The sequence below is a fragment of the Sphingomonas parva (ex Maeng et al. 2020) genome, assembly GCF_004564275.1.
GTDB classification, from domain to species: Bacteria; Pseudomonadota; Alphaproteobacteria; order Sphingomonadales; family Sphingomonadaceae; genus Allosphingosinicella; species Allosphingosinicella parva.
In genome coordinates this window covers 70,293-92,952 of the sequence record NZ_SPDV01000030.1, presented here as the reverse complement: position 1 = coordinate 92,952, position 22,660 = coordinate 70,293, and the positions used below count along the sequence as shown (strand labels likewise).

The following is a 22,660-nucleotide window of genomic DNA, read 5'->3' as shown; positions in this document are numbered from 1 at the left end:
GGCCGCGCCGTCAGGCGCGGCCCACATGCTGTTGAACCTCTGACCGCTGCTCACCGGGCGCTACGTTCGGGCCTAGTCCGTTGACCACTTCTCGGACATTAGGGGCCCCTCCCCTGCTGCCCCCCTCATCTTGTGGCGGGATAGGTGGCAAACAGTATACGGACAGGTAAGATCCGGCGGACGTGCCCCACCGAGGGAACAAGCGGGCAATCGAGTCGACTAGCCTCCTGCAGCTCTGCCAACCGGGCCGCGGCCTCCTCGCCGGGATCCGCGATGGTCATCCCAAATGCCCGATCTCGCCCGCAATGCGCCGTGCGGCAGCGTCGGCCTTGTACGGAGACCCAAGCTCGCATTCCCACACGACGATTACCCTCCAGCCTTCCGCCTCTATGGCAGCGACATTCCTCGCATCCCGCTGGACATTCCGGTCGAACTTCTCCTGCCAGAAGCCAGTGTTGCTCTTCGGGGTCGTCGCGACCTTGCAGCCGCTGTGGCGGTGCCAGAAGCAGCCGTGCACTAGGACGACGGTCTTGAACCGCGGGAGCACGATGTCAGGCTTACCTGGCAGGCGCTTGTCATGGACGAGGAAGCGAAGGCCCAGCGCGTGCAATGCCTTGCGGAGCGATAGCTCGGGCGACGTATCCTTGGACCGGATGCGCGACATTCGCTCCGATCGTTGCTCTGCAGACAGCGAGTCGGCCATCCCAGCCTACCTTTCGGCTACTTCCCGGGTCCGCATCAGCTCGAAGAAAGGATAGCCCCGGATTACCTCGCCACCGACGTCGAACGACTTATAGAGGCACTGGTGGTTGCCCAGCCCCTTGATGCGCTCGGCCATCTCGGCGGCACTAGCGGACAGGCCCAGCGCAGACAGCTCGGTCGGCGTAACGTTCGGCACCTTATGCACGAACCAGGTGAGCAATGGCTCCCGATAGTCGGTCCCTCCGGCCTTAAAATGACGCAGGTACTGCGATGCCAGGATGACGCCCGTCCCGAACTCGCGCCCCTGGAGCAACAGCTTCCGCAAGACATCGAATTCGTAGCGCATGATGTTGTCGGCCTCGTCGACAAGCAGGTAAGAGTCGATGGCCCGGAGTTGTGGATCTTGCCCGATGAAAGGTCGCTTGGGCGTGCGCAGCATGTTCTCGTAGAACATGTTCAGCATCACGGCGACCAGCACGTTCTTGCTGTGATCGTCCTGACCAAGCGCATCGAGCGCAATCACCACCACACCGTCCAGGAAGTTGTCGAAGGGCACTATCCTGGACTGGTCCTCTTCGAAGATCTCCATATCCAACATGTCACCAATAATCGACATCGGAGAGTCTGGCTTGCCCTCAACGATCTCGTGGTAAGCCTCATGCACCTCCCGCAGAGTGGGCGAAACGCCTGGCGCCGCGGATCGATAAGCCTGCCTCACAGCTTGCTTCAACTTCTCGCGCTGGACGGTGCCGATCCCGGAGTAGATCTTGCCAAGCACGTCGGCGAAGAACCGGAACCGGTCGAACCAAGGCGCCGGGACATCCCCGCTGGTCCTGGTGTCAAAGAGGTTGAGGGGAATCCGATGCGGGCGGATCACGCGTGCGCCCGTCGCGGCGACAAAGTCGTCGCTGCTGTAGTCTCGCTTGTAGTCGAATATCAGAAACCGCGGCCGGTGCCCCCGGTTCTCTGGTCCCGATGAAGCGATCTGCGCGATTAAGGACTTGAGCAGTTGCGTCTTGCCCGTGCCAAGGTCGCCGACAACGCCGATGTTGAGCTGGTTCAGCCGGGTGTCCGAGATATTCAGCGCCAGATCGCGCGGTTGGAACCCATCAATCGTATGGCCAACGTTGAGGATGACGCCCTTCCCGGCAACCTCGACGGCGGCTGCGCGCGCGAAGCCTTCACGCTGCTCCACTGGCTCCCTCGGCGGCGGGCTATCCTCCTCATCTCCGGACACAGGGACAGTCTCCTCTCGCGCCACGGCGGGCTCCTCGGCGTCCTTCGTGACCACTAAGGCAGTGGGCATAGGATCAGCTTCGGCGGCCAGCGTTGGCTGCTGCTCGAATGGCACGGGCGTCGCCGCGCCCGGAAGGAGCTGCCAGTCGCGGAGGCGCAAGCGGACCATCTCGTAAAATGCCGCCGCGTCACCGGCGACGACCTTGCCTGCGTCCTCTCGACCAACGACCATCGATTCCTCGAAGCCGTCGCCATCAAAGTCCTGTGGCTTGCTTGCAGGAGTGTCGTCGAGGATCATGAGCCTGCCGCGTGTGTCGACCTCGACGCATTCTTTTCCGCTAAGGATCGCGGTGGCAATACGCTCGTGGAACTCTGACCATCTGGCGGCATGTCCTACGACATCCGGGTGTTGACTGTAGACCCGGAGCCCAAACCCGATGACGGAGAGCAACAGGTGCTGGTAGGCAAGGGTCCACAGCCGGGGTTGCCCTGCGGGCTGCATAGCGACGAGCAGCGATGACAACGCCTTCGCCTGGTCAAGTGCGGCCAGCGCCTCGCCCTTCCCGAAGCGAGACGTCGGCCGGCACTTGACCTCGACTGGCGTGACCTTGATGCGCACAGTCCCACCCGACAGGTCGATACCTACCACGAGCAGGTCGGGCCTGAGTTGCGACAAGTCACCCCCGTCCCTGCCAAGTGCCTTAGACAAGTCGGCGATGTACCCACGGAACGGGTCAACCGGCACAACGATGGCTATAGTGGGGTCTTCGGCGGTGCCCCCGATAACGTGGAGCAGCCCGTCGCCTTCGTGCTGCTTGCCCCGGAAGCGATCCTGCAGGATCCTCACGCCGACGAAGATGCCTAGATCGCCGGTGGCGCCCGCATCGTCGCCGGCGAGCCCCTTTATCGTGGGAATGCCGCGGCGAGCGACCTCGAGCAGGACGTCCTCAACCTTACTGGAATCGAGACTGCCACATCCCGGGAGCCGCCCCAGAGCCTGCGACAGGGCGTCCCTGTCGGCGTCAGTGACCTGCGAGAGCAGGTAGTACCCGTTCGTGTCACCGGCGCGGTGGGAGTAGGAGGGAAGGTCAAAGTCCCAGAGGTAAGCGCCTTCCAGCCAGCCACCTAGGAAGCACGCTGGGTCGATGGCGGCCGATGAAACCGCCACAAAGTCGGTCTGCCGCTCCCTGAGCATGTGCTGCACCTCGTGCACATTCGGCGCGAACTGCAACCCGGAGCGCACAGCACCCATGTTCTCGACCGCAGACAGGAGCGAGGCGACTTTATCAGGAAGGACGTCCCCTGTCGGATCCGGCGCAACTGACTGTCTGGATTCGGCAAGGAAGGAGCGCGGCAGCTGCCGTCGTACGCGATGCCGGATCATCCCCCCCATCCCGAGAGGCGTGCGCCCTTCCACTCGCTCCGAGCGGGGCTCCGACATATCAAGTTGTGCGATAATTCCGAGGTCGGGCACGGCTCCGTCCGGTTGCTCGAGATACCAGCGCACGCTGTCCGCGGTGTCCTCGGATAAGTTCGAAATCGTCGCATCGTCCGGACGGACGCCAGACGGGCGCTCGTCGAATATTTCCACGAACCTCGGGCCCATAGCCAATGACCTTGGTCGCCGCGCATCCACCTGGAACCGCGCCGTGCACCAGTCAACGAGGCCTTGGTTGCAAGCATCCGTGGCCCCGCCGGCACTTGAGACGGCAACGGCGACGACGGGCTTTGCCGCGAGCAAGTCCGAGACATCATCAAGGGCGCGCCGCACTTGCGCTGCGCTGAAGCCAACCGAGATCCCGCCAACACTGATGCCAAAGGAATCACCAAACGGCTCCGCGAGCGAGCGCTCCGGCAGCTGCTCGAGCGCGCGGCCGTTCCACAGCACCGACCAGTAGTCGCTGCCATTCTCGACGGAGAGGAAATCGACTTGGTCGACGCCCGCGGGGGATTGCAGGTGAAGTGAGATGATGTCGGGAACGCAGTCGGGGTCGAGCACGCTGGCTGCCGGGCAAGGCTTCCCCGCCTCGTCTGCCTCAGACAAGATGCGCTGCGCAACGACATGCCAGCCGACCCGCAGGGGGTGCATCGGCGAAAGCATGATAGCCACGGGCTCCCTAGCTAGGCTGCGCCCGCTCCCGTCCAGGGATGTAATCGCAAGGACGTCGGACCAGCTCGCGATTTCGGGGTCAGTGGAAAGCCACGCGTGGTAAGCACCCACATACTGCTCGATGAGAGCGGCGAAATGCTCGTCGCGCAATGCCCATTCACCAAGCCGCGCGGTCTCGAACACACCGGACTGGTCGCCATCGCCACGAATGCGGCGGGCTATCTCCTCCCGGGCGTCCAGGAACTCGGCGGGAGGGTTGAACTCGTGGGGCGCAGGGCGTGGGTCCTGGATGAAGGAGCCGCGCGACAGCACGGGCCCATTGCCGGTGCCCCAGCTTGGTGGCGACCAATGGTCGCCATAGTCCTCTGCGAGCACGATGGGTTGGTACGAGGTCCGCACCGCGTCGCTTGCTAGGATCCAGTCCTGAAGCATCGTGGATCGCACTGCCCGATTGACCGGGATAGCGGCCTTGGCATCAAAGCTCTCCAACTTGCGGCGATTGGCCTTGATGAGCCGCTCGAACTCGCTTCGGCACCCAACCTCCGGGACATCCTCGCAGGTGATAAACGTACGGGATGCCTCCCGCACGGAGCTGCCGGACTTGTCCACGCGCGAAAAGGCAACATCGAGCTGACAGTTGCCTTCGGCCTCGATCTCTGCCCGGTACATCTCCGGCGTCGCTTGGCGGAGCGCGATGGAGACCGGCACACCCGCGTTGCCGTCGGGCTGGTCAACCGTAACCTGCCCTGTAGCATCGAGCGATGTGCCGGGTGACACGAACACTAGCAGCTCGTACCTGCCGGCCCCTGGAAGAGTCAGGCCGGACTCCCACTCGGCCGCCGCCTTGTTGCCACGCCGGGACGGCCTGCGAGGCGGCGAGAATTTCCTCGCAAGCCGACACACAACCACGACTCCGGGTTGCCAGTTAGCAAGCGAAATGACCTTCATGGAGCCTGGCTTGAAGTTGTCTGCAGTTGCCTTGTAAGTCAGAGGCAGCTTGTGGGACGGCGGGCTTGCGTCGACCAGCGTGTCGCCCCGGTCAGCCGCGACGGTGCCAACCAGCCCATTCCCGGCTGCTGGCGTGCGGTTGACCTCGATGGTTGCGTGGCTCGAGTCCCCGCCTTTGGTGTTGAACTGGAGCTCGACCTCACTGGCGACCACTGCCGGCATGCCCTTGCCAAGGTCAGCGAGGGCATTTGTGCAGGCCATGCCAATGTCACCAGCGGATGAGGGCTCCTCTGCGAGGAGCTCCGTCCACTTCTCGACGTCAAGCGCAGCCCACCAGCCCGGCACCGCCGGCATCTCCAGCTGGCTTGCAGGACGATAATATGCTGGGGTTGCTCGTTCGAATGTGGTGGCGACCTCGCAAGTCTCGCGAACCTGTTGCAGGAAGCCAGCCAAGTGTGCCTGATCCTCCGCCGTCGCGCCTTCAGCCAGACGCTCGACGCTCCGGCGGAACCCCTCCGTCATCGCCTCCGCGATGCTCCTGAGCGTGCCCAGCTGCTCCTTCGCCGAGATGCCGCCACTCCGCATCGGCGGGACACCACATGCCAAGCTGATGGCATCGCCGGGCTTTAGCGCTGTCGACTGGGTAATCGAGAACAGCCGCGAAAGGAGCCTCCAGGCGCCTTCCCGCGGCGCGGTGCCGGACTCTACTTCGTCGGCCGCCCGCGCCCCGGCCTCAATTAGCTGCCTAGCCTCGTCGGCTTGGAGGTCAGGAACCCCGGCCTCGGAGATGGCTCGCACGACCAGCTCTTGCACGAAGCTATCGTCCCACCAAGCGTCGAATGTCGCGTTTCCGCCATTGTTGCGCTCGGCGACACCAAACTTCCCCGTTGTGGTATCGACCGATAGGATCTTGTGCTCGCCCGGGGGCAAGAGCGCGACATAGCTTGCATGACCGGGCGTGTTGCGGAGGCGGAGCAAATGATCCTCGTCGCACCACCCTGATTGGCCGAGGCTCGGATTGTTTCCGGGCACGTGGTCTTTTGGTACCTGCAGGAGCACCGGCATGTGAGCCGGCTGGCCGCCGTCGGGCGTACGTGCGAGCTCGTTGAACACCTCGGCCATGAGCTCATGGGGTGGCCCAAGGAACACGAGCCGGAGTTCACGCGCCGGACCGGACCTTGCCGTGGCACCGACTTGGAGCCGAACGCGATCTGCAAGGATGGTCGCGAGCTTGTTCATTCAGCGCCTCCCGCCGCCACCGTCTGGCGGAAGGGGGGGACGAGCAACATGCCGCTTTCGGCATCCGGGCTATCCAGAACTAGCCCAAGCATGCGGAGTTGGTGGCCGAGCTCGTTCTGCGGGATCTCGCGGTGATCCATCGTCACGCCGTATCGGCCAAGGTGCTGGGCAAGCCGATGCACTGAGCGCGGCCCCCCCGCCCCGGACAACGAGCAATGCACGAGCGCAATTGTCGCGACCGGGCCAAGCGACACGATCCAGGGGCTGCTCGAGTGGGCGCCGCGCTTTCTCAGAATGTAGCCTTGGTCATACCCGCGAAGGCGCGGGTTTGCGGTCAGTCGCTGCTGCAGGCTATAGGTCACAAATTCATCGATGTTTTTCCCGACTCCTCGGCGGCACAGCAGCGTCCTCGTTTCCCTATCGATTAGGTCCTCGACGGTTTCGCGCACCTCGGCCGCAAGCCTTCCGCTGCCCAGGTCGCGGACCTGCGCACATGCGTTCGCCAGACCCCGCGCCGACCCAAGAAGGTCCGGCGCAGCGGCGTCAGAGCCATGCAGCGCCCACAGGACCGCATTGATCCCGAGCCGGGCCGTAAGATAACGTGATATGCTGTCCCGGATGCCGGGCAACGGCCTGCTGGAAAGGGGTAGGAACGAGAATTGCTCCGGGAAAACGCGGCCGAGCGCAGCTTCCTCCGTGGCGGGCCCCGCACCGCGCAAGGCATCGGACAGGCACGCCCAAACCCGGGAATGCACCTCGCACAACCACATCACATGCGCGACCGTCCCCAGCCGGAGGATCGCCTCGAGCAAGCTCGTCCACTGCCGTCGGGTGAGCATGTCCTTTGCAGCGATGATCGAGTTGAGATCCTCGACGAACTGGCGGGCTGGAAACGGACGGGCGCCTACCTCGGGGCCGACAGGCAAGCCATCGGTCGGCGCCGGGATAAATGTCCAGCTGGGCTCGGGGAGCCACGCCTCGACCTCGGACTGAAGGAAGCGCGCGAATACATCGTCGCCATGGCCGACAGTCAGGGCATCGAACAACCCGCGCCACGTCGCTTGGGCGGCCGCGACGTCTGGCGAGCCCAGCCAAATCATTCGCCGCACGAGGGTTCCGGGCGTCCATGGGTTGCCGTTCAGTCGCGGGGAACCCGAGAACAGGGCCACCTGCGGCACGAGCGGAGTTACCTGGAGGAAGCGCTTGGCAGACTGGTTCGGGCGCTTGGGACTCTCCAGCAGCGAATTGAGGAGCGTGTCAAAGCCGTCGGCGTCGAGCGCACCCTTAGTCGACGGGTTCTTCTTCTCGCGCTCCCTTCGGATGAGGCCCTGCAGCCTAGTTCCTTCGGAAGGAACTAATTTTTCCTCCACGCCTGGCAGTCCGATCACCCTGTAGAGAGACGATAGCACGACCTCGGAAGTGGAGTTCTCTGGAGCTGGCGTCATTGCAAACGCACCGCTCCTGTATGCAGGGTGCGACTTGGCCCAGGGGGAGTCTCGAAACTCGGCGAAGCTCACCGTCGTGCGCTCCCACCTACAACCCCGAAGCCGGAACGCCGTTGCTCGATCGTGACCCCATTCCCCAGGCGTATCTCGGCACGCCGCAAGACAGAGGAATCGCGCACGATGGGTCCCGCGAGCCGAGCGCTTGTCGTATCGAGGAGCGCAAGGACGGACCGCGGGAGCGAGGCGTTGGACATTCCTCGCTTTATGTCCTTGACCGCCTTGAACAAGTCGTACGTCAGGGCGACGTCTTGTGCAGAGCTACCCTCGCCAACCTCCAGGAACTTGAGGGGCGCGTCAGGCCTGCCTTCGCGTGCCGGGCTAGCCGGTTGCACATGCCGCCTCGGGACGACAAGTAGGGCTTGAACGGTCGAGGGCGGCAGGGGCTGGCCAAAGGTGGTCGTCAGCGACACCTCGAAGTCTTGATTCTGGTTCAGGAGGAGTTCGATCTCCCGGGCTACTTCGAACACGCCGTCATCGAGCCTGTCCTGGACGACGTCCTGAAACTCCTGGAGCACAGGCGCGTCGAGCACCGTCATCGTCCTGACGCCGATCGACCTTCGCACGAGCCGGCACGCGAAGTCTCGCACGAGCCGCTGGATCCTGGTGGCTGTTGCCGGTCGCTTCTTCCGGACGTCCTGGCGCGAGAGGAACGTGTCGAGCTCGGCTAGGCGACGCAGCAACTCAACTTCCATCGCGGTGATGATCCGCGACTTGCGCACATACTCGAGCCCCTCGCCGACGGAGCGACTGAAGCGCGTGTCGATGTCCCGTAGACGATAGCTGGTGCTACGGCTCACCTCGACTACGGTGTCAGGTCTCGCGAGGGCGGGATCGAGCAAGCCGGCAAAATTATCTAGCAGCCCGTCGATCATCCCGGGTAGGTATGGCGACCGCCGCGTTGTTAGAAACCACTGCAACCCCATTGCAGTGTTGTTGTCTTGGAGCTGGAGCTCCTTGATGTCCCGAAGAAGGGAAGGACCCGCCTCGCGGTCCCACAAGTGGAACAGGGCTTGGTGGTACTGGGCGGCCACCAGCTCGAAGATGGCGGCCGACGTCCTTGGCGAAGGCTTCGCGTTGCGCACCGCCTCGTCGTCTGCTGCAGCCAGCCGCGCGGCCCAGGCGCAGGGCATAAGGTCCGTGGCGCGCGTCTCGTGGCGGTGACCGGCAAGCAGGTACGAGACCAACGAGAAGAGGTCGCGAAAGCTCCAGCGCTTGCCGCTGCCAAGCTCGTACCACCTCAGCATCGAGAGGATAGCAGCTTCCTCCCTTGGGTGCGACAGCAGCTCTCGGCTAGTGCAGAACGGGCAGCGCACGCCAGCCTCGCAGGCGTGCTGTGCGGGCCACAAATTTGGATCGATGGCATGGCGGAGCACTTGCCCGGCCGGCGAGAGCTTCCCCTCCTCGATCGCCACGAACAAGGACTCCATGTCCATTGGCCAGGCGACAACTTGGGGATAGCCCTCGAGAGGCCAGCACGAGGGCGCGTTGGGTAAGAGACTGACGGAGTGGGTGACGCGCTCGACGAGGGCACGAGGTTCCGCCCGGCCACTCTCGGTGGCAGCAATGAGTGCGTCGTCGAGCACCCCGCGGTTCACGCAACAGAGATAGAGCCCAGCCTGATTATCTGCGCAAGCGGATTCAAGGTCGTCGAGGAGCAGTTCCGCCGCCGACTTCCCAGCTCCGTCGGAAACAAAGGAAGCATCCTGCACGATCGACAACGACCATGCCTCGCGCCGCGGGCTCAAGAGCTTGCCGGCGTCTACCCTGACCAGCCTGACTACTTTCCCATCGGCAGGTCGGAATGCATCCGAAAGCTCCTGGGTGAGAGCTCCGTCGGCGTTCAACGCGGCATCAAGCCAACCCATCGTGCGTTCGATCGCCTCGGTCTTTCCATTCCCCGGGCCACCCACGAGGAGAACCACGCGAGGCGTACCCGGGACGCCGGCACCGACGTCGCTGCACCAGCGCTCGAGCTTAGCAAGCAGGTGAGTCTTGAACACCTCTTGTCCGCCAGGACGGCCGCTTGCTTCGTCGAACGGGCGACGCACCCCTCCTGACCGATTGCCGGCCCAGTCGAGCAGTTGCGCCGGGAATTGCGCTCCGTCCCGCTGAGTCGCCATGCCTTACCTCGTCGCGACCTTGGCTGGCTGCTGGCTATCTTGGCCGAAGACGACCCGGGTGACCTCGATCTCGGAGAGCGCCATTCCAAGTGCTTTGCCAATGGCCCGAGCCAAGTACGGTGGGACGGCATTCCCGACTTGAGTGTATCTCGGGCATTCCCGCGTCCGGCGATCGCCCCCGGTCGTGTACTTTCCCTTGAACTTGAACCAATCGGGAAAGGACTGAAGCCGCGCGCTTTCGCGTACTGTGAGGATGCGTGGCTCAGAATAGTGCAGGACATCATCCGGCAAGGTCGTAATCGTCGGCGCCGGGCTCTCTCCGGACATCGGGTAGATCCGATGCTTCTTGAGCCCGTAGCTGCGGCGGGACTCGTCGTCCATTCGAACGCCGCGCCGGCACTCTGCAAGGATGCGACCGAAGCGCTCCTTAACGTCGTCGCGGTGCCTTGCCAGACGCATGCTGTCGGGGGGCGCGTCACTTCCAACCCGCATCAGCTCCTGGAAGCGAGAGCGAGCTTCCCCACGGGTGGCTTCCATGAATCCGCGAGCCGACTCTGGATCCTCGCACGGCCGCAACACGGAGTTCGCGGTCTCAAGGTCGGATATGGCGGCAGACGCCGAGACTGTCTCCCCAAGCCCTAATTCGAGCAACTGGGCCTCGCGATGCTCCTCGAGAAGCGCAAAGACCCGCGCGATACCGCCATCCAGCCACTCTGAAAGCTCCTTGCGAACACCAATCGCAATCAGCCGGGAGCGTCGCTGCGGCACGCCGAACCGCGACGCGTCAACGAGGACGGCCTCGACCTCGTACCCGATGCCATCGAGGCTCCCCGCGAGCTTGTCGTAGAATGAGTGCTTGTTCGGTGCGGGGCCAAAGGGAATCTCCACGACATTTGCGCGTCGGTGAACGACTCGCATTCCCGGGACGTTCTCCAGAATGAGTGCGGCTGGCCTGATCGCATCGACCGCCTCTACATACTTCTCGAACAGCCGGTTGCGTGGGTCATCCTCGATGCGGCGCCCTGCAAAGCTGAAGCCCTGGCAAGGCGGGCCACCCGCGAGGACGTCAACGTTGCCACGCAGCTTGCGCAGCTGCGCCGTATGGCGTTCAAGCAGTTCGTCGATAGCCCACGCACGCTGCTCCAGCCAGGCCGGCCATTCGAACGCGTAATGTGGAAGGGAGGAGTTGGAGGCGAAATTGGCAGCGAACGTCTCAAAGGCCATCGGGTCGCGCTCGATGGCAAACAGACCACGCATGCCGGACATCGACAGGCCGAGCGACAAGCCCCCACATCCAGAAAACAAATCTACAAACCTACGCGTCTTCATTCTAGCAATTCATCCGATCCTGGCGTGACTTAGCAGGGAGCCCAGAGCGAGATACCGGGCTTCGTTCTTCTTGTTTCCAGTGGATGACAACCTACCCCCGTCGGGCCAGAGGCATAGCAACGAATGCGGGCGGCCGCCATCGCTATCATGATCCCCGGCCTTTTGATGTCTCTCGATCACGGTCATGGAACAGGCACTCCGCGAAGCTATAATAGCGCCAAGGAGCCGAACATATCAAGAACAACATGATGCCGATCTTAGCCCATGCGCCCCGCTTGGCTCGGCATTACGCACGTCGATCTTCAATAGAGCCAGCCCGGTCGAGTCTCCCGAGGACCATCCAATCCCCTCTGCGAGCACGTCCCTCCCGCATGCTGAATCGCGCGGAAGCATGACGGGACGGCACGAGCTGAAGCCCTGCACCGATCAACCACCGAGTCGCGGCCCCTGGAGATGCATGCGCTTGGCGATCCCCCTCAACCCGCTCGGCGATGACCAGATGCTCGAGCGTGTCGAGAACTTCGCGCGGAGCCCCCAGCCCGCAACTTACAGCTCGCGCAGAGGAGGCGCTTCAAGACGCTCCGCTGCAAGGTATTCGATCCGACGGCGATTTCGGGTGACATCCCTCAGGTTAAGCCTAGCGCCGCCGTTCCCGTACGTCCTCGGCAATGGATGGTGTTCGGTCGTCATCGGTCCGGCCCGAAATGAATGTTACGACGGGACGCTCTAGCGACCGATCCACTCTTACAGGGGGGCCATCTGAAATACGTCGCCCTGGGCGGCGATCCGGAGACAATGTATCCGGTTCGGAGAGTATGCGCAAAATGACGTCCTCGTCTTTGGTACGGGCACTTCCCTGCCCTCGCGCTCCCCAGCTTGCCCGCAATGCCTCGGAAACGGCCCCCGGAGGCGGCACGCCCGCCCCTCCCCAGTCGCCGGCCGGACAGAGCAGGGCATCCAAACCGAACAGGTGCTTTCGCAGATGGCTAAGGCGCTTGTGATGCTTAACCGACTTGGGCGTAGCTGTTGCGGCGTCAAGTTTAGCCTGCATCTCCCCAGCGATATCGGTGGCGAACGCAAGGTTCACCCCGCTCACGGTTGGACCACCGCTCGCAAAATAGGGGTCTTCAACGACAGACTGATGATTGTAGAACATGTAGAGAGGAACCCACGGATCGGGCGCGTCCACCAAGGTTTTGAACTGGTAGTCGACTGAAGTATGAGGCTTGTGCAGAAGTTCGTGATAGGAGCGGTGCGCGACCTTTGTCATGGTCTTCCCGTTGAACATCGCATTGAGCCGCTTGGCTTGAATTCTCAGGTGGAGCTCACGACTGGTCTCCACGTGCCAAAACCGGAGGTCGATATCTCCTCCGGTTTCCGCCTCGACCGGGTACTCGATGACCAATTCCGGGCCCGCAAAAGCCGCGAGGGCACCTGTGAAGATATCGGTCATCGTCTCTTCGCGAAACCTCCCCCTCTTGAGGTTCGCTTCTCGATCAAGAAGGCGGCCGATTAGAAGCGGCAACCTAGTCGCGAGATCACACATCGTCGTCGACATACCTCGCCTGCTTCCTTTCTGGCGGCCCACCAGCGTCTCGTCGATCTAATCCGAAGCAGAGTTAGCAGGCTGGGCGGGTGACGCAAACGTGCCGCGCCGCCGTCCTCTACTTGGACCAGCTGCCCGAATGGGCGGTAGCAATCGCAAGTCCCATGCCTTGCGGGTCGGGTAGACCGCTCCCCAACTTGGGATGTAGTAAATTGCCGCAGTGCCAATTGAGCCCTCGTCGGCTCAAACGGGGCGCCGCGAACTGACAGCTTGAACCGCCGTCAAATAATTCGATACGGGCTCGGCAAACATCAACGGCTCGGCTTGCCACCCCAACCCAGCAACACATTACCATCCTTGTCACGCGGGATCCCGTCTTCACCCCAGAACGGCAGCCCCGGAATACCCTCGCGGCCCGCCTTCCGCTCACGCCAATGCCAAAGATCGAGCATCTCCACGGAGAGAGCCTCGACGTCCGCCAAGATCCTCTCGAGCGGGTATCGGGCGAGGCCCATGACCCTGGCGTAATAGATGATTTCCGACTGGCTTAGCGGATCCTTCCTGGCATCAGCAGACGCGTTCTCGGGTGAAGGCTGAATATCGCTCTCGCGCTCCTCAGCTAGACTGCCCCCACGAGGCTCCGGCCGGCCGTAGACATGAGCAGCGCGAAGGACACGTTCGAGCAGGCGCCAGACACTCTGCCGCCGATCATGCGCCGGAATTTCGACGGTCTTGTTCATCTCTGCAATATTGAGCGACGGGTCACCGCGCTCGTGGAGCTCGGCACGGTAACAATGCCCCTCCCCATCGCGCCCGCAATTAGCGATTGTCGCCTTGGCGAGCACCTCCTTTGCCTCCTCGAGACCGTACGGCCACAATTCCACCGTCACAACGAGCATGTTTAATTTCCTCCTTTCAACTCTTCATGCCCAGAGAGCCTCGTAATTGCTTATGTCCTGGCACGGTTTTCCTGCCGTCGCTTCGCACCAAAAACCCGGGCCGTTCTTCACGGCCCGGGCTGTTGGCGCTAGAGGCGGGATACCGCTCAGCGAGCCTTGTCGGCGCGCCACGCCTTCCATTCGGATTCCATGATCTCGCGACCGGTGTCGCGCGCCAGCGGGCCGAGGAACGCGCCGAATCCGCACGGCCCCAGTTCCCTCGCAAGCGCCATCACATGGACGTGCGGCGGCCCTTCCTTCCCAGCGCGCGCCGGTACGTGCATGGCGAGCACCACCGCCAGATTGCGGTCGAGCACAAGGCGCTGGTACGAAAAGCCTCGCGTGAGTTCCCAGGCTTCCTGCAGCGACAGCGACGGCGGCTCGGCGATCGTCTCCGGGAAGCGAAAGCTGGTGATCACCACCAGGTCCTTCATCCCATCCCAGGCCTGTTGAGTGTAGGCGCGGCAGAGCGCCTCAGGATCCAGATAGTCGTAGCTCGCGTGCGACGGGAGCAGCACGTCTGAGCGGAAGCAGCTCGGCCGCGGCCAAGGTACTTGCGGATCATCAGGCCGGCCGACCGGCACGAGACGGCGGAGCACAGCAGCACTCGCCGTCGTGGAAGCACCAGCTAGCACGCTGCGCACCACGCCGAACACCACATTGCTGTCGCTGCCCTGGACCGGGAAATAGTCGAGGCCCGGGGGCACGGATTGCCATTTAGCCATATCAGAATGCCCCCGGCAGGATCGAACGACCAAGCTGCGCTTGGGCTGCGGTGACGCCTTCTCGCCGCTGCTGCCAAGCGGTGTGAGCAATGTCGAACTCCAGTCGCAGCCCCTCGTAGCCCAGCGCAACACTGCACCCGGTGCCGTTCGGCACGAGCCAATATCCGTCATCGGGATCGAACGAGAGCACCATGTCACCGAACAGCATCCCGTTCCCGTCAACGTGGACGAGCACGTCGAAGGTGGCTGCCGTACGGGCATTCATTTCCTGGTCGTAGCGCATGAGGAGCACGTCGGCCGAAGTCCGCGTCGCGGCATCGAACATCTGCGGCCTGAAGAGCGGCGCCATGCAGCAGGTGCTGGCGAGGATCAGCCGAGCATCGTGCAGGAAGATGGCACCAGCCGGCAGACCGCCGAGCGCCTTAGCGCCGCCCTTCCTGCCGACCGTCTGCAACAGGAAGGACATCACCCGCTGCGTTCGGCTCGAGATGATGTAGTCGGTATCGGTGAGATACATGCGTGAAACTCCAAGGGTGTGAAAGCCCACTGGCTAGTGAGCCCTAATCCTTCCCTTGAATTTCATCACTCTCGGGAAGTCGCTCTTCCCGCACCTTCTCCTCGCTATTAAGCCGTCGATCGGCTGCCCGCCTCCTGTGGCTGCTGCGTTCCGCCGCTGGGCTTGCCTTGTTCGCTGCAGATCACGCCGCGATCTGCGATTCAGCGAGCTTCTGGAACTCGGACAATATTTCTGGGTGGCACTGCGCCAGATAGCCCACTACCCGGGCATTGCCCAGAAGACGCCCAACGTAACCGAGAGCCAAGACCAGATCGAGGTGATCGGCGCCATAGTCGCGCTCAATTGCTTTGAAGTTGAGCTGGAGCTTTTCCGACTCTTCCTGCATCAAAGCAATCTGGTCATCGGTTAGGCCACTAATCGTCTTCTTACGTTTGTGGGCAAGAAGCCGATCAGGTGTCGCCGCGACGAGCGACTTCGCATATGAGAGCGTATAGCGATTCATCGCGACCATCAACTGGGCTGCCTCGAGCTGCCGTTCGGGCAGCATCCTGCGAAGCTCACGGAAGGCATTGAGCGGCACGTGCTTGTCGCGCAATAGTTCGGCGACGTCCGGCGCAATTCCTTCTAAGAGCCGGCGCCGGCTGCGAACGCTAGCGATGTTGAGATTGAGGGCACGGGCGAGACGCTCCTCAGAAACACCCTTTTCGATGGCCGTAAGAATCATCCGGTGTTCCTGGATGATCGCCAGCCGATTGATCCGTTTGTTGTAGGTATACGCCTCATCGTCGGTAGAGATGAGGCACACGACAGCGCCGACACCCTGTTCCTTCAGGATCTCGACGCGAAGATGGCCATCCAACAGATGAAAGATGTCCGGCTCACCCGCATCGCGAACGACGACCGGCGGCTCGATGATGCCAACCTCGCGGATAGAGGCAGCAATTTGCGCGTACTTCACGGACTTGCGCACATGGTCTGCGACAGCCCGGAGCGGCACGATTTTGTCAATCGGTATCCGCAGGCTCGACGACTCGAACCCGAGCTTCAGCTTGCCCTTCATCCATCTTCCCCAACGAGTTCGGGGATGCGCTGCGCGAGTCTGGCCGGCACGCTGGCAAGTTGCTCTTCCTCAAGGATCCCAAAAAATGCCTCGTCCTCAATGAGGCTACGGATGGCCTCGGTGACGAACGCGAGCCGCGCCTTAGCCATCTCCGACCTCCGAATTAGAGCTCGTTTGCGCGCGGCGTCCTCTTCGTACGCTCGCACGAGCGCCTCGGAGGAAAGCGGCTTGGCGACGCGGTGCGGCTCGGTCCTGAGCTTCTTCCCTCGCCTCTTTCGCGCTTCGACCACGCGGCGGGCAGCAACGAGCTTGCGTCCTCGGAGGAGATTATCCTCGTAAGCGGTCTGCAGCGCATTCTGAACCTCGGCGTCATCGGCGTCTGCAATGCTGACGGCCACGGTTATCGGCATCGCGCCCGATTCCACCGCGCGGAGAAGCCTCTCCTCCCCCTGAGCGAGCAGCTTGCTCACGCCGTTCACATACTCGTAGGACAGGCCGGTCTTCTTTGCGACCTCTGCCGTAGCGTATCCTCGTTTCCGCATCTCGCCGATGTCCTGGAGGAGATCGAGAGCGCGATGCTGACGGCGTGCACAATTCTCCACGAGGCTGGAAACAAGGCAATCCTCTTGGTCAGCGGATACGATCAGCGCAGGTACCTCAGCATAGCCAAGGCTCCTGCAGGCTTCGAGCCGACCCTGCCCACACACAAGATCGTAGAATATCTCCTCACCCTCGGACCGGCGCGTGACCGTGATCGGCCGCTTGAGACCAACGAGGGCGATGTTTTCAACGATCTCGTTGAAGATCCGCCTGTTTCGAACACGTGGATTGATCACGGCCACACGATCGATCGGGATCATCTCAACTTGCTGCGCGGGCGTCGATCCGGTCATGCTGCCCTCCGAAGCAAGAATCGCTCCGCCATCTCGTAGAGCATGGCGAGCGACTGGAAGCGGTACGCGTCCAACGAGAGACCGTTATGCTCGCAGAGCATGAGCACCGCCTCGCCCATGTCTAGGCGTGGGAGCAGGTAATAGTCCTTAGCGACCTTATTCTCCCTATCCATTCTCACGATGATCGTGAGATCCGGTTTCAAGGCCTGATCGAGGATGACCTTCCAGCGCGTCGTTCCTGACGGCATTTGGCGGCAGCGCACGACGACTAACGAGGCCGTGAACTCGACGTTCACGCGAAGGAGATCCGTCTTCTCGTCCTGCGAGACCCGCCCGCCTGCCAAGCAGATGCCCTTGATCACCTCGGCCACCACGGCCGGGTGCATCCGCCGCAACTCCCGGTTCACCTCCAGGTATCGATAGTCGTGTGCTGGGCTGAAGCCGACGAGCGTGTAGGCGCGAAGCAGGCTTCCAAACCTCGATCGGTACGCGCTGCTCGAGGGACAGCATTCGACTTCATCAATGATCAGCCCCGACAAAGATCCTTGCGTTCGAAGCACTTCAGTCAGCCGTTGGAGCATCTCGTCGTTAGAGAGTCGTTCCGACCGGGCTGCGATGAGCGCCTGGACCCGTGCAAAGTCCGAAGGATCGATGATCGCGTCAAAGACCCCGTCGCTTCTTACCCAATCCTGCGGCGGGTTCTCTCGACGCGCCTGCTTAAGCTTGAACGACGTCCGGGCCCAAACGTTGTTACCAATGTACTTCTCATTGATCAGCAACTGGTGGACAGTGCCGCGCGTCCACGGTCGGCCAAGATCAGTTACGATGCCGCGCCGGTTCAATATGCCAGCAATTTCGCGCTCTGACCGGCGCTCCTCAAGAAAGAGATGGTAGACCTCGCGGACGGTCCTGACCTCGGGCTCTGGCCCGGCTACGAGCACGACGCGATCAGTGGTGATGCTCTTATGCTCGCCAGGAGCGAGTTCCCCCTTTCTCATGCCGTTGTGGTCAACGAGCACGCGCCTCATCCCGAAGCCGGCAGGGCCGCCCTGCCGGAATCCCAATCGGATCAGGTTCGCCTGCCCAGCAAACACCTTCACGGAGAGTTCGCGGCTATATTCCCCGGCCATTGCGCGCTTGACCGTCTTAATGATCGAGGAGCCGATGCTCCCGTCGTTCTCGAACTGCTCCGCGCAGTAGTGAACCGCTATACCTGCCTTTTTGCAAAGCAGCTCGATCGCAGCCGCTTCGTCAGGATCTTGAAAGCGCCCCCATCGGCTGACGTCATAAACAAGGACAGCAGAAAAGTTAGCAGATCCACGCTGAATATCTTGAAGTAGTTTCTCTAAGGCGCCTCTTCCTTTCAGGCTTAGGCCGCTTTTCCCCTCATCTGCATATGTTTTTACAATGGAGTACCCGCGGGCCTCGGCATAGCGTCGAATCGCTTCTGCCTGGTTGTCCGTCGAGTATTTCTGGTGCTCGGTTGACATCCGTACATATTCGGCGGCTGGCGTCCCGCGGCGCTGCTCCGCATTTTCTGGCGTGTCCCACTTGATCATGGCCGACCTCGAGTTGCAACAGGCGACCCCACCGACTCATGGGTGGCTTTAGACCAGCGGAGCACGAAAGATGTTTCGGAAAACAGGTAATCGGTTTCCGCGAGGACTGGGGGCGGATGAACCCTATGCCGTGGCGATAGCAGATGCGCTGCGAACGGAACTCGGCGAGAGCCATCGCGCCACGAAAACCCTGATGAGGTGGACGGGTGCGAGCGACCGAACAGCCAAGAACTGGCTCACCGGTAGCTTCGGACCGAGCGGCGAGCACCTCCTAATGCTGGCGCGAGAATCCGACTCCGTGCTAGCGACGGTCCTCGCGCTCGCAGGACGCCATCAGCACCTCGTCGGAGCCGAACTGCTGAGAATTCGGCAGAGTCTGCTGTCAGCATTGGAATTGATCGATCGGCTGTTGAACTTGGATCGGGCGAACGGTACGCCCGATTGAGTTGAACGAAGAACCGCGTCGAAGCACTTGACTAAATGCCCGTCGGCCAGCTTGCGAACATCGACAATTTCACTCTGGCAGCATCGTGAGGTCGACCAAGGCGATCTCAGGCCACAGACGACCCGCCGGATCGGACGACAGAGCGTACACCGACCTCGGCGGCGCCATGGCCTACCCTAATCCCCGCCCACCCTTCCCTTGGTGCATTGCCATATCCACGACCGAGATCCCTTCTTCTGCGTGCTCGGTGGAGAATGTCGTCTGCCGAGATGCTTCTTTCGTCGAGTGATGGAGCTCCTTTCGCTGTGACCATTCCTGGGCCGCCTGAGCGCGCGCTTCAGCCAACTCCTTATTCCTGCCAAAAATGGCTTCCCTCACCTCTCGGAGCATCGACATGTAGTCATGATCATGCTCGGCGAGGATGGCCGGCCACCTTGTCGCGCGGGCAAGCGGAAGCAACTGTACAATCTCCGCGTGCTGCTCCGGAAGCAGGCCGCCCATTCGGTGCAGCTGGTGAGCCCAATCGCTGAGCATCTTCTTTCGCTTCGCCTCCAGGAACTCCTGAACCTCGGGGACATCGTCGAACACCGCATGTCGCCCGAGCCCCTGGATGCGCTCGTCCAGCTGATCTCCCTCCGTGACGATCTCCAAAGGACCAGTCCGCCCCGTCGCCGGGGAGTCATCGGGGGCTTGTCGCCTTCGCAACGGAAGGCCAGGATAATCATCGAGGAACTTGATCGCGTCCCTAAGTCTCGTCCGGCGAGCAGGGTCCTGCGCCAGATCTGGGGTTCGGATGGGCGGGCGAACGGGATCGGAGGTGGTAGAACTGGTCTTCACCGCTCGGGCTCGGCGATCGTCTCCCACCTCGACCAACAACGGCCTTCCATCGGATCCGACCGCAACGATCCCCAGTGACCGAGCCCTCTCGGCGGACAGTCGAATGAACTCCTCCGGTCCTTTGACGACGACCCGTCCCCAGCGCTCGGCGCCGATGCGCAATGCTTCATCGATGGCGTCGCTCCGGTGTGTCGCGTGCACCACAATGACCACACGATGGTCGGTGAACAGGGGTGTTCCTTCGCCGCCCCGATACTCGGTCGCCCAGCCGACCTCACGAGCATCAAAGCGAGCCGAGGGACCCCAGGATCGTTCCAGGCCACCCAGATCGGCGGGCAGCAGAAGAGAGGGTGTGAGAGGCGGCTGGGGCAGAGCGGGCCGCCCAGCCGCTCGCCACGCCTCCTCGGTCAGCCGCTGGGCAGTGCAGCATTTCATCGACCGCTTGAACGCCTCGCTTAGGCTCTTCTTGGCGACCTGAGCTTCGGCTCTGATCGCTTGCTGCAGCGTTTTGGTGCGACCTCTCGAAACTGCCTTGATGGAAGCGGCGACCCACTCGTCCAGGCGCTGGTACTCTTCGTCTCGAGACCGGCGCAGCTGCAGGCGCTGTTCCTCCAAAGCGTTGCTGTAGGAGTCATAGGCAGGCTCGTGGTTGCTGGGCGCAGGTTCGAACGGTCCGAACTTCTCCTCCAGGGAACTGCGCGAGAGCGCCCTGTGCACCTCGGACGCCTTGACGGACTTGTCGTTGAACGTGACCCGCGCGCCGCTCCCGGCGCGGTCATAAGCGAAGCCCATTTGCTCGGCTGCGGCGTGGAACTCGGTCCAGGACGTCGCCTCCTCGGCCGCGGCGAGGAAGCTCGCGCGCATGCGCATCAACTCAGGGGCAAGGCGATTGTGTTTCTTGCCCAGCGCTTTGTACCAGTCACTGATGTAGCGGCCGTTGGCGTCCCGGACCATGATTTCGGAGTCTCTGTCATAAACAGCACCGTCGCGGGCAACGTAGAGCGCGTTCGCCTCAGGGGATCGGCCCTGGCGTTCCTCGATCAGAGCCATAGCCTGGTGCATGTCGTCCACGAGCCACTCACTGCCCGCCGCCATACCCGTGGCGGGATCGACCCGAACGATCGACAGGTGCAGATGCGGGTGCTGCGTATTCGAGTGTTCCGCCCAGATTACCTGGCAACGGCTGAGACCGAGCGTTTCGAGCAGGATGGTGATCGCCTCCTCCCGCTGATCGGGCGACCATTGCTCACCCTCCCGGAGGCTAACGATGATGTGGACGAGCGCGTTGCGCACGCGCGGTGCCCTCGCCGCCACCGCGATCATCTCGGTCTGCCAGTCCTCGAGAGTCTCGCCGATCAAGTTTCGAGCACCGTGGGCCTCGACCTTCTCGCCCGGCTCAATCCCGGCGGTTCTGACGGCCAGCGCGTAGTCCGTGAGCGACAGGATATCGCCGCTCTGCTGGCCGATGAGGGCGTACGGATCCGCATCGACGATGTACCGCGTCAGCGCGACGACGGTGCCGCCCAGCTTCTGAATCCGCCCTTGAAGCGCCCGTCGGGCAGCGCGATTCATGAAGATGACCTTGCAGATCACCGGAACGCCTCTCGTGCGGGAAGCGTGAGTTCCCGCACCAGCTTTCCAAGCTCCGCGATCAGGTCTGGAGTGGCCTCGCCGCCGTCTCGCACCATCCGCTCGATTGCGATGAGACGCCCGAGAGCGGCCAAGGGCAGAAACTCCTCCGGGTCCTCGTGGTCCAGGAGCGAGCCTATGAAGGCCGAGCGGCTCATGCACGCCACTGCAGCACGGGCTTCAAGACGACGGACAATCTCGACCCGGAGGCGGATCGTAACGGTCTCGGTCGCCTCAGCCGCCGTCTCCTTCCTCTCCCTCACTGCACTCTCTCCGGCTGCGAGAAGGCCCCCCGCCGAGCAGCACTTCGACGGCCATGTGTACATGGCCCATCCTGCTCCCTTTTTTCCTCGTCCATTCCGGGTAGGCGGACCGCCGGCCCGGAGTCACCGAGCCGTTCAAGATACGGATCAATCAGAAGGGCTGATCCTCCGACAGCAGTCGGGCGAGCGGCGGTCGCCAGAGCGGCCGGCACGGCGGTCCTCAGCCAACAGCCACAGCGGCGGGTATTCGGAACTGGGGCCGTCAAGATATCCAGCACTCCCGGTGCATCGGGGTGACGCCCGGTCGCTCGGTCAACCCACCACGCCCCCGGTGCGTACGGGACCTCTCTGGCGACAGCCAACGAGGCACCACTTCTGGCCTCCAAATGATCAAGCGCCCGCCGCAGGAGCGGAGTTTTGCCGTCGCCCCGTCGGGCGAAGCATCGGGCGCGGCGGATAGATCTGGAGGCGGTCGCTACCGGCTTCTCCGGGGGACACGACGGGCCTGCCGAGGGAAGGAGGCGCCGGTCCGAGGGACGCCTCCGCGGCCGACTTCCACCCGCCCCCGAAGTGGCAAGGCACCCGATGGGAGGAGAACAGCTGTGGGGAGCGCTTGATCGCCCCGCGTGAAACTTGACCGCCGGCACGCAGGGGCCACGCCGGGGAGCTGCTGGCAGCCGAAAGAGGGGCAGGCGGCCGACGCGCCAGCCGATCGGATGAGGATGGCACGTCGGCCTCAAATCCCGAGCGACGACGGTCGCATGGTTGTCGAGAAAGCGGCCAAAGCGCGACCGAGATACCCGAGCTTGCGCGCTCACACGGAAAGACGCAGCGCGTGGCCTTGCAGACGGTCGTCCCTCCGGCGCGGAAGCGGCTAATGCCCGACCGCAGGTCCGCTCTCGAAGACCCGCGAAGTTATCACTCTCGCTCATCCGAAGATGTGAGCGCAGAAACTCTTTGATTGATCAACTACCACGTTGTGCAATGATAATCAGAATCTGTCACTCAACACCATCTTGGCCCAAGTTCTACCAATGGACTTCGACATCTGGCTCCTAA

The 22,660-nt window shown here is 62.7% G+C and carries 15 protein-coding genes; 1 reads left to right on the top strand and 14 read right to left on the bottom strand.

The window, feature by feature from the left end; genetic code table 11:
- Positions 1–277: 277 nt before the first annotated feature.
- The 12 genes from E2493_RS15040 to E2493_RS14985 form a co-directional block, all read right to left on the bottom strand.
- The gene (locus tag E2493_RS15040) at positions 278–703 is read right to left on the bottom strand and encodes a very short patch repair endonuclease (protein WP_135088225.1); all 426 of its coding nucleotides are present in this window, start codon (positions 701–703) and stop codon (positions 278–280) included.
- A gap of 6 nt (positions 704–709) precedes the next feature.
- Positions 710–6,235 carry an ATP-binding protein gene (locus E2493_RS15035; protein WP_135088223.1) on the bottom strand — a complete coding sequence of 1,842 codons (5,526 nt, stop codon included), beginning with the start codon at positions 6,233–6,235 and terminating at the stop codon, positions 710–712.
- Positions 6,232–7,752: a hypothetical protein gene (locus E2493_RS15030; RefSeq protein WP_135088221.1), complete on the bottom strand. Its 1,521-nt coding sequence runs from the start codon at positions 7,750–7,752 to the stop codon at positions 6,232–6,234. The genes E2493_RS15035 and E2493_RS15030 overlap by 4 nt, the downstream gene beginning before the upstream one ends.
- The gene (locus E2493_RS15025) at positions 7,749–9,740 is read right to left on the bottom strand and encodes a hypothetical protein (RefSeq protein ID WP_225421513.1); all 1,992 of its coding nucleotides are present in this window, start codon (positions 9,738–9,740) and stop codon (positions 7,749–7,751) included. Before E2493_RS15025 ends, E2493_RS15030 begins: the two co-directional genes overlap by 4 nt.
- Before the next feature lie 123 nt (positions 9,741–9,863).
- On the bottom strand, positions 9,864–11,189 hold the full coding sequence (locus E2493_RS15020) for a DNA cytosine methyltransferase (RefSeq protein WP_135088217.1): 1,326 nt from the start codon (positions 11,187–11,189) through the stop codon (positions 9,864–9,866).
- A gap of 637 nt (positions 11,190–11,826) precedes the next feature.
- A complete protein-coding gene (locus E2493_RS15015; RefSeq protein WP_318531708.1) occupies positions 11,827–12,735 on the bottom strand; it encodes a DUF6615 family protein in 909 nt (302 codons plus the stop codon).
- 311 nt (positions 12,736–13,046) lie between these two features.
- A complete protein-coding gene (locus tag E2493_RS15010) occupies positions 13,047–13,634 on the bottom strand; it encodes a hypothetical protein (protein WP_135088214.1) in 588 nt (195 codons plus the stop codon).
- A gap of 146 nt (positions 13,635–13,780) precedes the next feature.
- The gene (locus E2493_RS15005) at positions 13,781–14,191 is read right to left on the bottom strand and encodes a MobA/MobL family protein (RefSeq protein WP_225421512.1); all 411 of its coding nucleotides are present in this window, start codon (positions 14,189–14,191) and stop codon (positions 13,781–13,783) included.
- A gap of 208 nt (positions 14,192–14,399) precedes the next feature.
- The gene (locus E2493_RS15000) at positions 14,400–14,915 is read right to left on the bottom strand and encodes a hypothetical protein (RefSeq protein WP_135088210.1); all 516 of its coding nucleotides are present in this window, start codon (positions 14,913–14,915) and stop codon (positions 14,400–14,402) included.
- A 181-nt stretch (positions 14,916–15,096) separates the two neighbouring features.
- Positions 15,097–15,975 (bottom strand): plasmid partitioning protein RepB C-terminal domain-containing protein, encoded by an 879-nt coding sequence (locus E2493_RS14995; protein ID WP_135088208.1) that lies wholly within the window; start codon positions 15,973–15,975, stop codon positions 15,097–15,099.
- The gene (locus E2493_RS14990) at positions 15,972–16,868 is read right to left on the bottom strand and encodes a plasmid partitioning protein RepB C-terminal domain-containing protein (RefSeq protein ID WP_135088206.1); all 897 of its coding nucleotides are present in this window, start codon (positions 16,866–16,868) and stop codon (positions 15,972–15,974) included. The genes E2493_RS14995 and E2493_RS14990 overlap by 4 nt, the downstream gene beginning before the upstream one ends.
- Positions 16,865–18,427 (bottom strand): recombinase family protein, encoded by a 1,563-nt coding sequence (locus E2493_RS14985; RefSeq protein WP_225421511.1) that lies wholly within the window; start codon positions 18,425–18,427, stop codon positions 16,865–16,867. Before E2493_RS14985 ends, E2493_RS14990 begins: the two co-directional genes overlap by 4 nt.
- Positions 18,428–18,557: 130 nt before the next feature.
- Here E2493_RS14985 and E2493_RS14980 point away from each other — a divergent pair, with 130 nt between their 5' ends.
- A complete protein-coding gene (locus tag E2493_RS14980) occupies positions 18,558–18,872 on the top strand; it encodes a hypothetical protein (protein WP_225421510.1) in 315 nt (104 codons plus the stop codon).
- Between the two features lie 171 nt (positions 18,873–19,043).
- On the opposite strand, the gene E2493_RS14975 is transcribed toward E2493_RS14980, so the two are convergent.
- Positions 19,044–21,302, bottom strand: a complete 2,259-nt coding sequence (locus E2493_RS14975; protein WP_135088202.1) for a relaxase/mobilization nuclease domain-containing protein — start codon at positions 21,300–21,302, stop codon at positions 19,044–19,046.
- Positions 21,299–21,601: a hypothetical protein gene (locus E2493_RS14970; RefSeq protein WP_225421509.1), complete on the bottom strand. Its 303-nt coding sequence runs from the start codon at positions 21,599–21,601 to the stop codon at positions 21,299–21,301. Before E2493_RS14970 ends, E2493_RS14975 begins: the two co-directional genes overlap by 4 nt.
- Positions 21,602–22,660: the final 1,059 nt, after the last annotated feature.

Bases quoted from the DNA above. Each gene is read 5' to 3' on its own strand.
- E2493_RS14985 (WP_225421511.1), bottom strand. From the start codon at position 18,427: ATGATCAAGTGGGACACGCCAGAAAATGCGGAGCAGCGCCGCGGGACG.
- E2493_RS15040 (WP_135088225.1), bottom strand. From the start codon at position 703: ATGGCCGACTCGCTGTCTGCAGAGCAACGATCGGAGCGAATGTCGCGC.
- E2493_RS14990 (WP_135088206.1), bottom strand. From the start codon at position 16,868: ATGACCGGATCGACGCCCGCGCAGCAAGTTGAGATGATCCCGATCGAT.
- E2493_RS15015 (WP_318531708.1), bottom strand. From the start codon at position 12,735: ATGTGTGATCTCGCGACTAGGTTGCCGCTTCTAATCGGCCGCCTTCTT.
- E2493_RS15035 (WP_135088223.1), bottom strand. From the start codon at position 6,235: ATGAACAAGCTCGCGACCATCCTTGCAGATCGCGTTCGGCTCCAAGTC.
- E2493_RS15010 (WP_135088214.1), bottom strand. From the start codon at position 13,634: ATGCTCGTTGTGACGGTGGAATTGTGGCCGTACGGTCTCGAGGAGGCA.
- E2493_RS15000 (WP_135088210.1), bottom strand. From the start codon at position 14,915: ATGTATCTCACCGATACCGACTACATCATCTCGAGCCGAACGCAGCGG.
- E2493_RS15020 (WP_135088217.1), bottom strand. From the start codon at position 11,189: ATGAAGACGCGTAGGTTTGTAGATTTGTTTTCTGGATGTGGGGGCTTG.
- E2493_RS14995 (WP_135088208.1), bottom strand. From the start codon at position 15,975: ATGAAGGGCAAGCTGAAGCTCGGGTTCGAGTCGTCGAGCCTGCGGATA.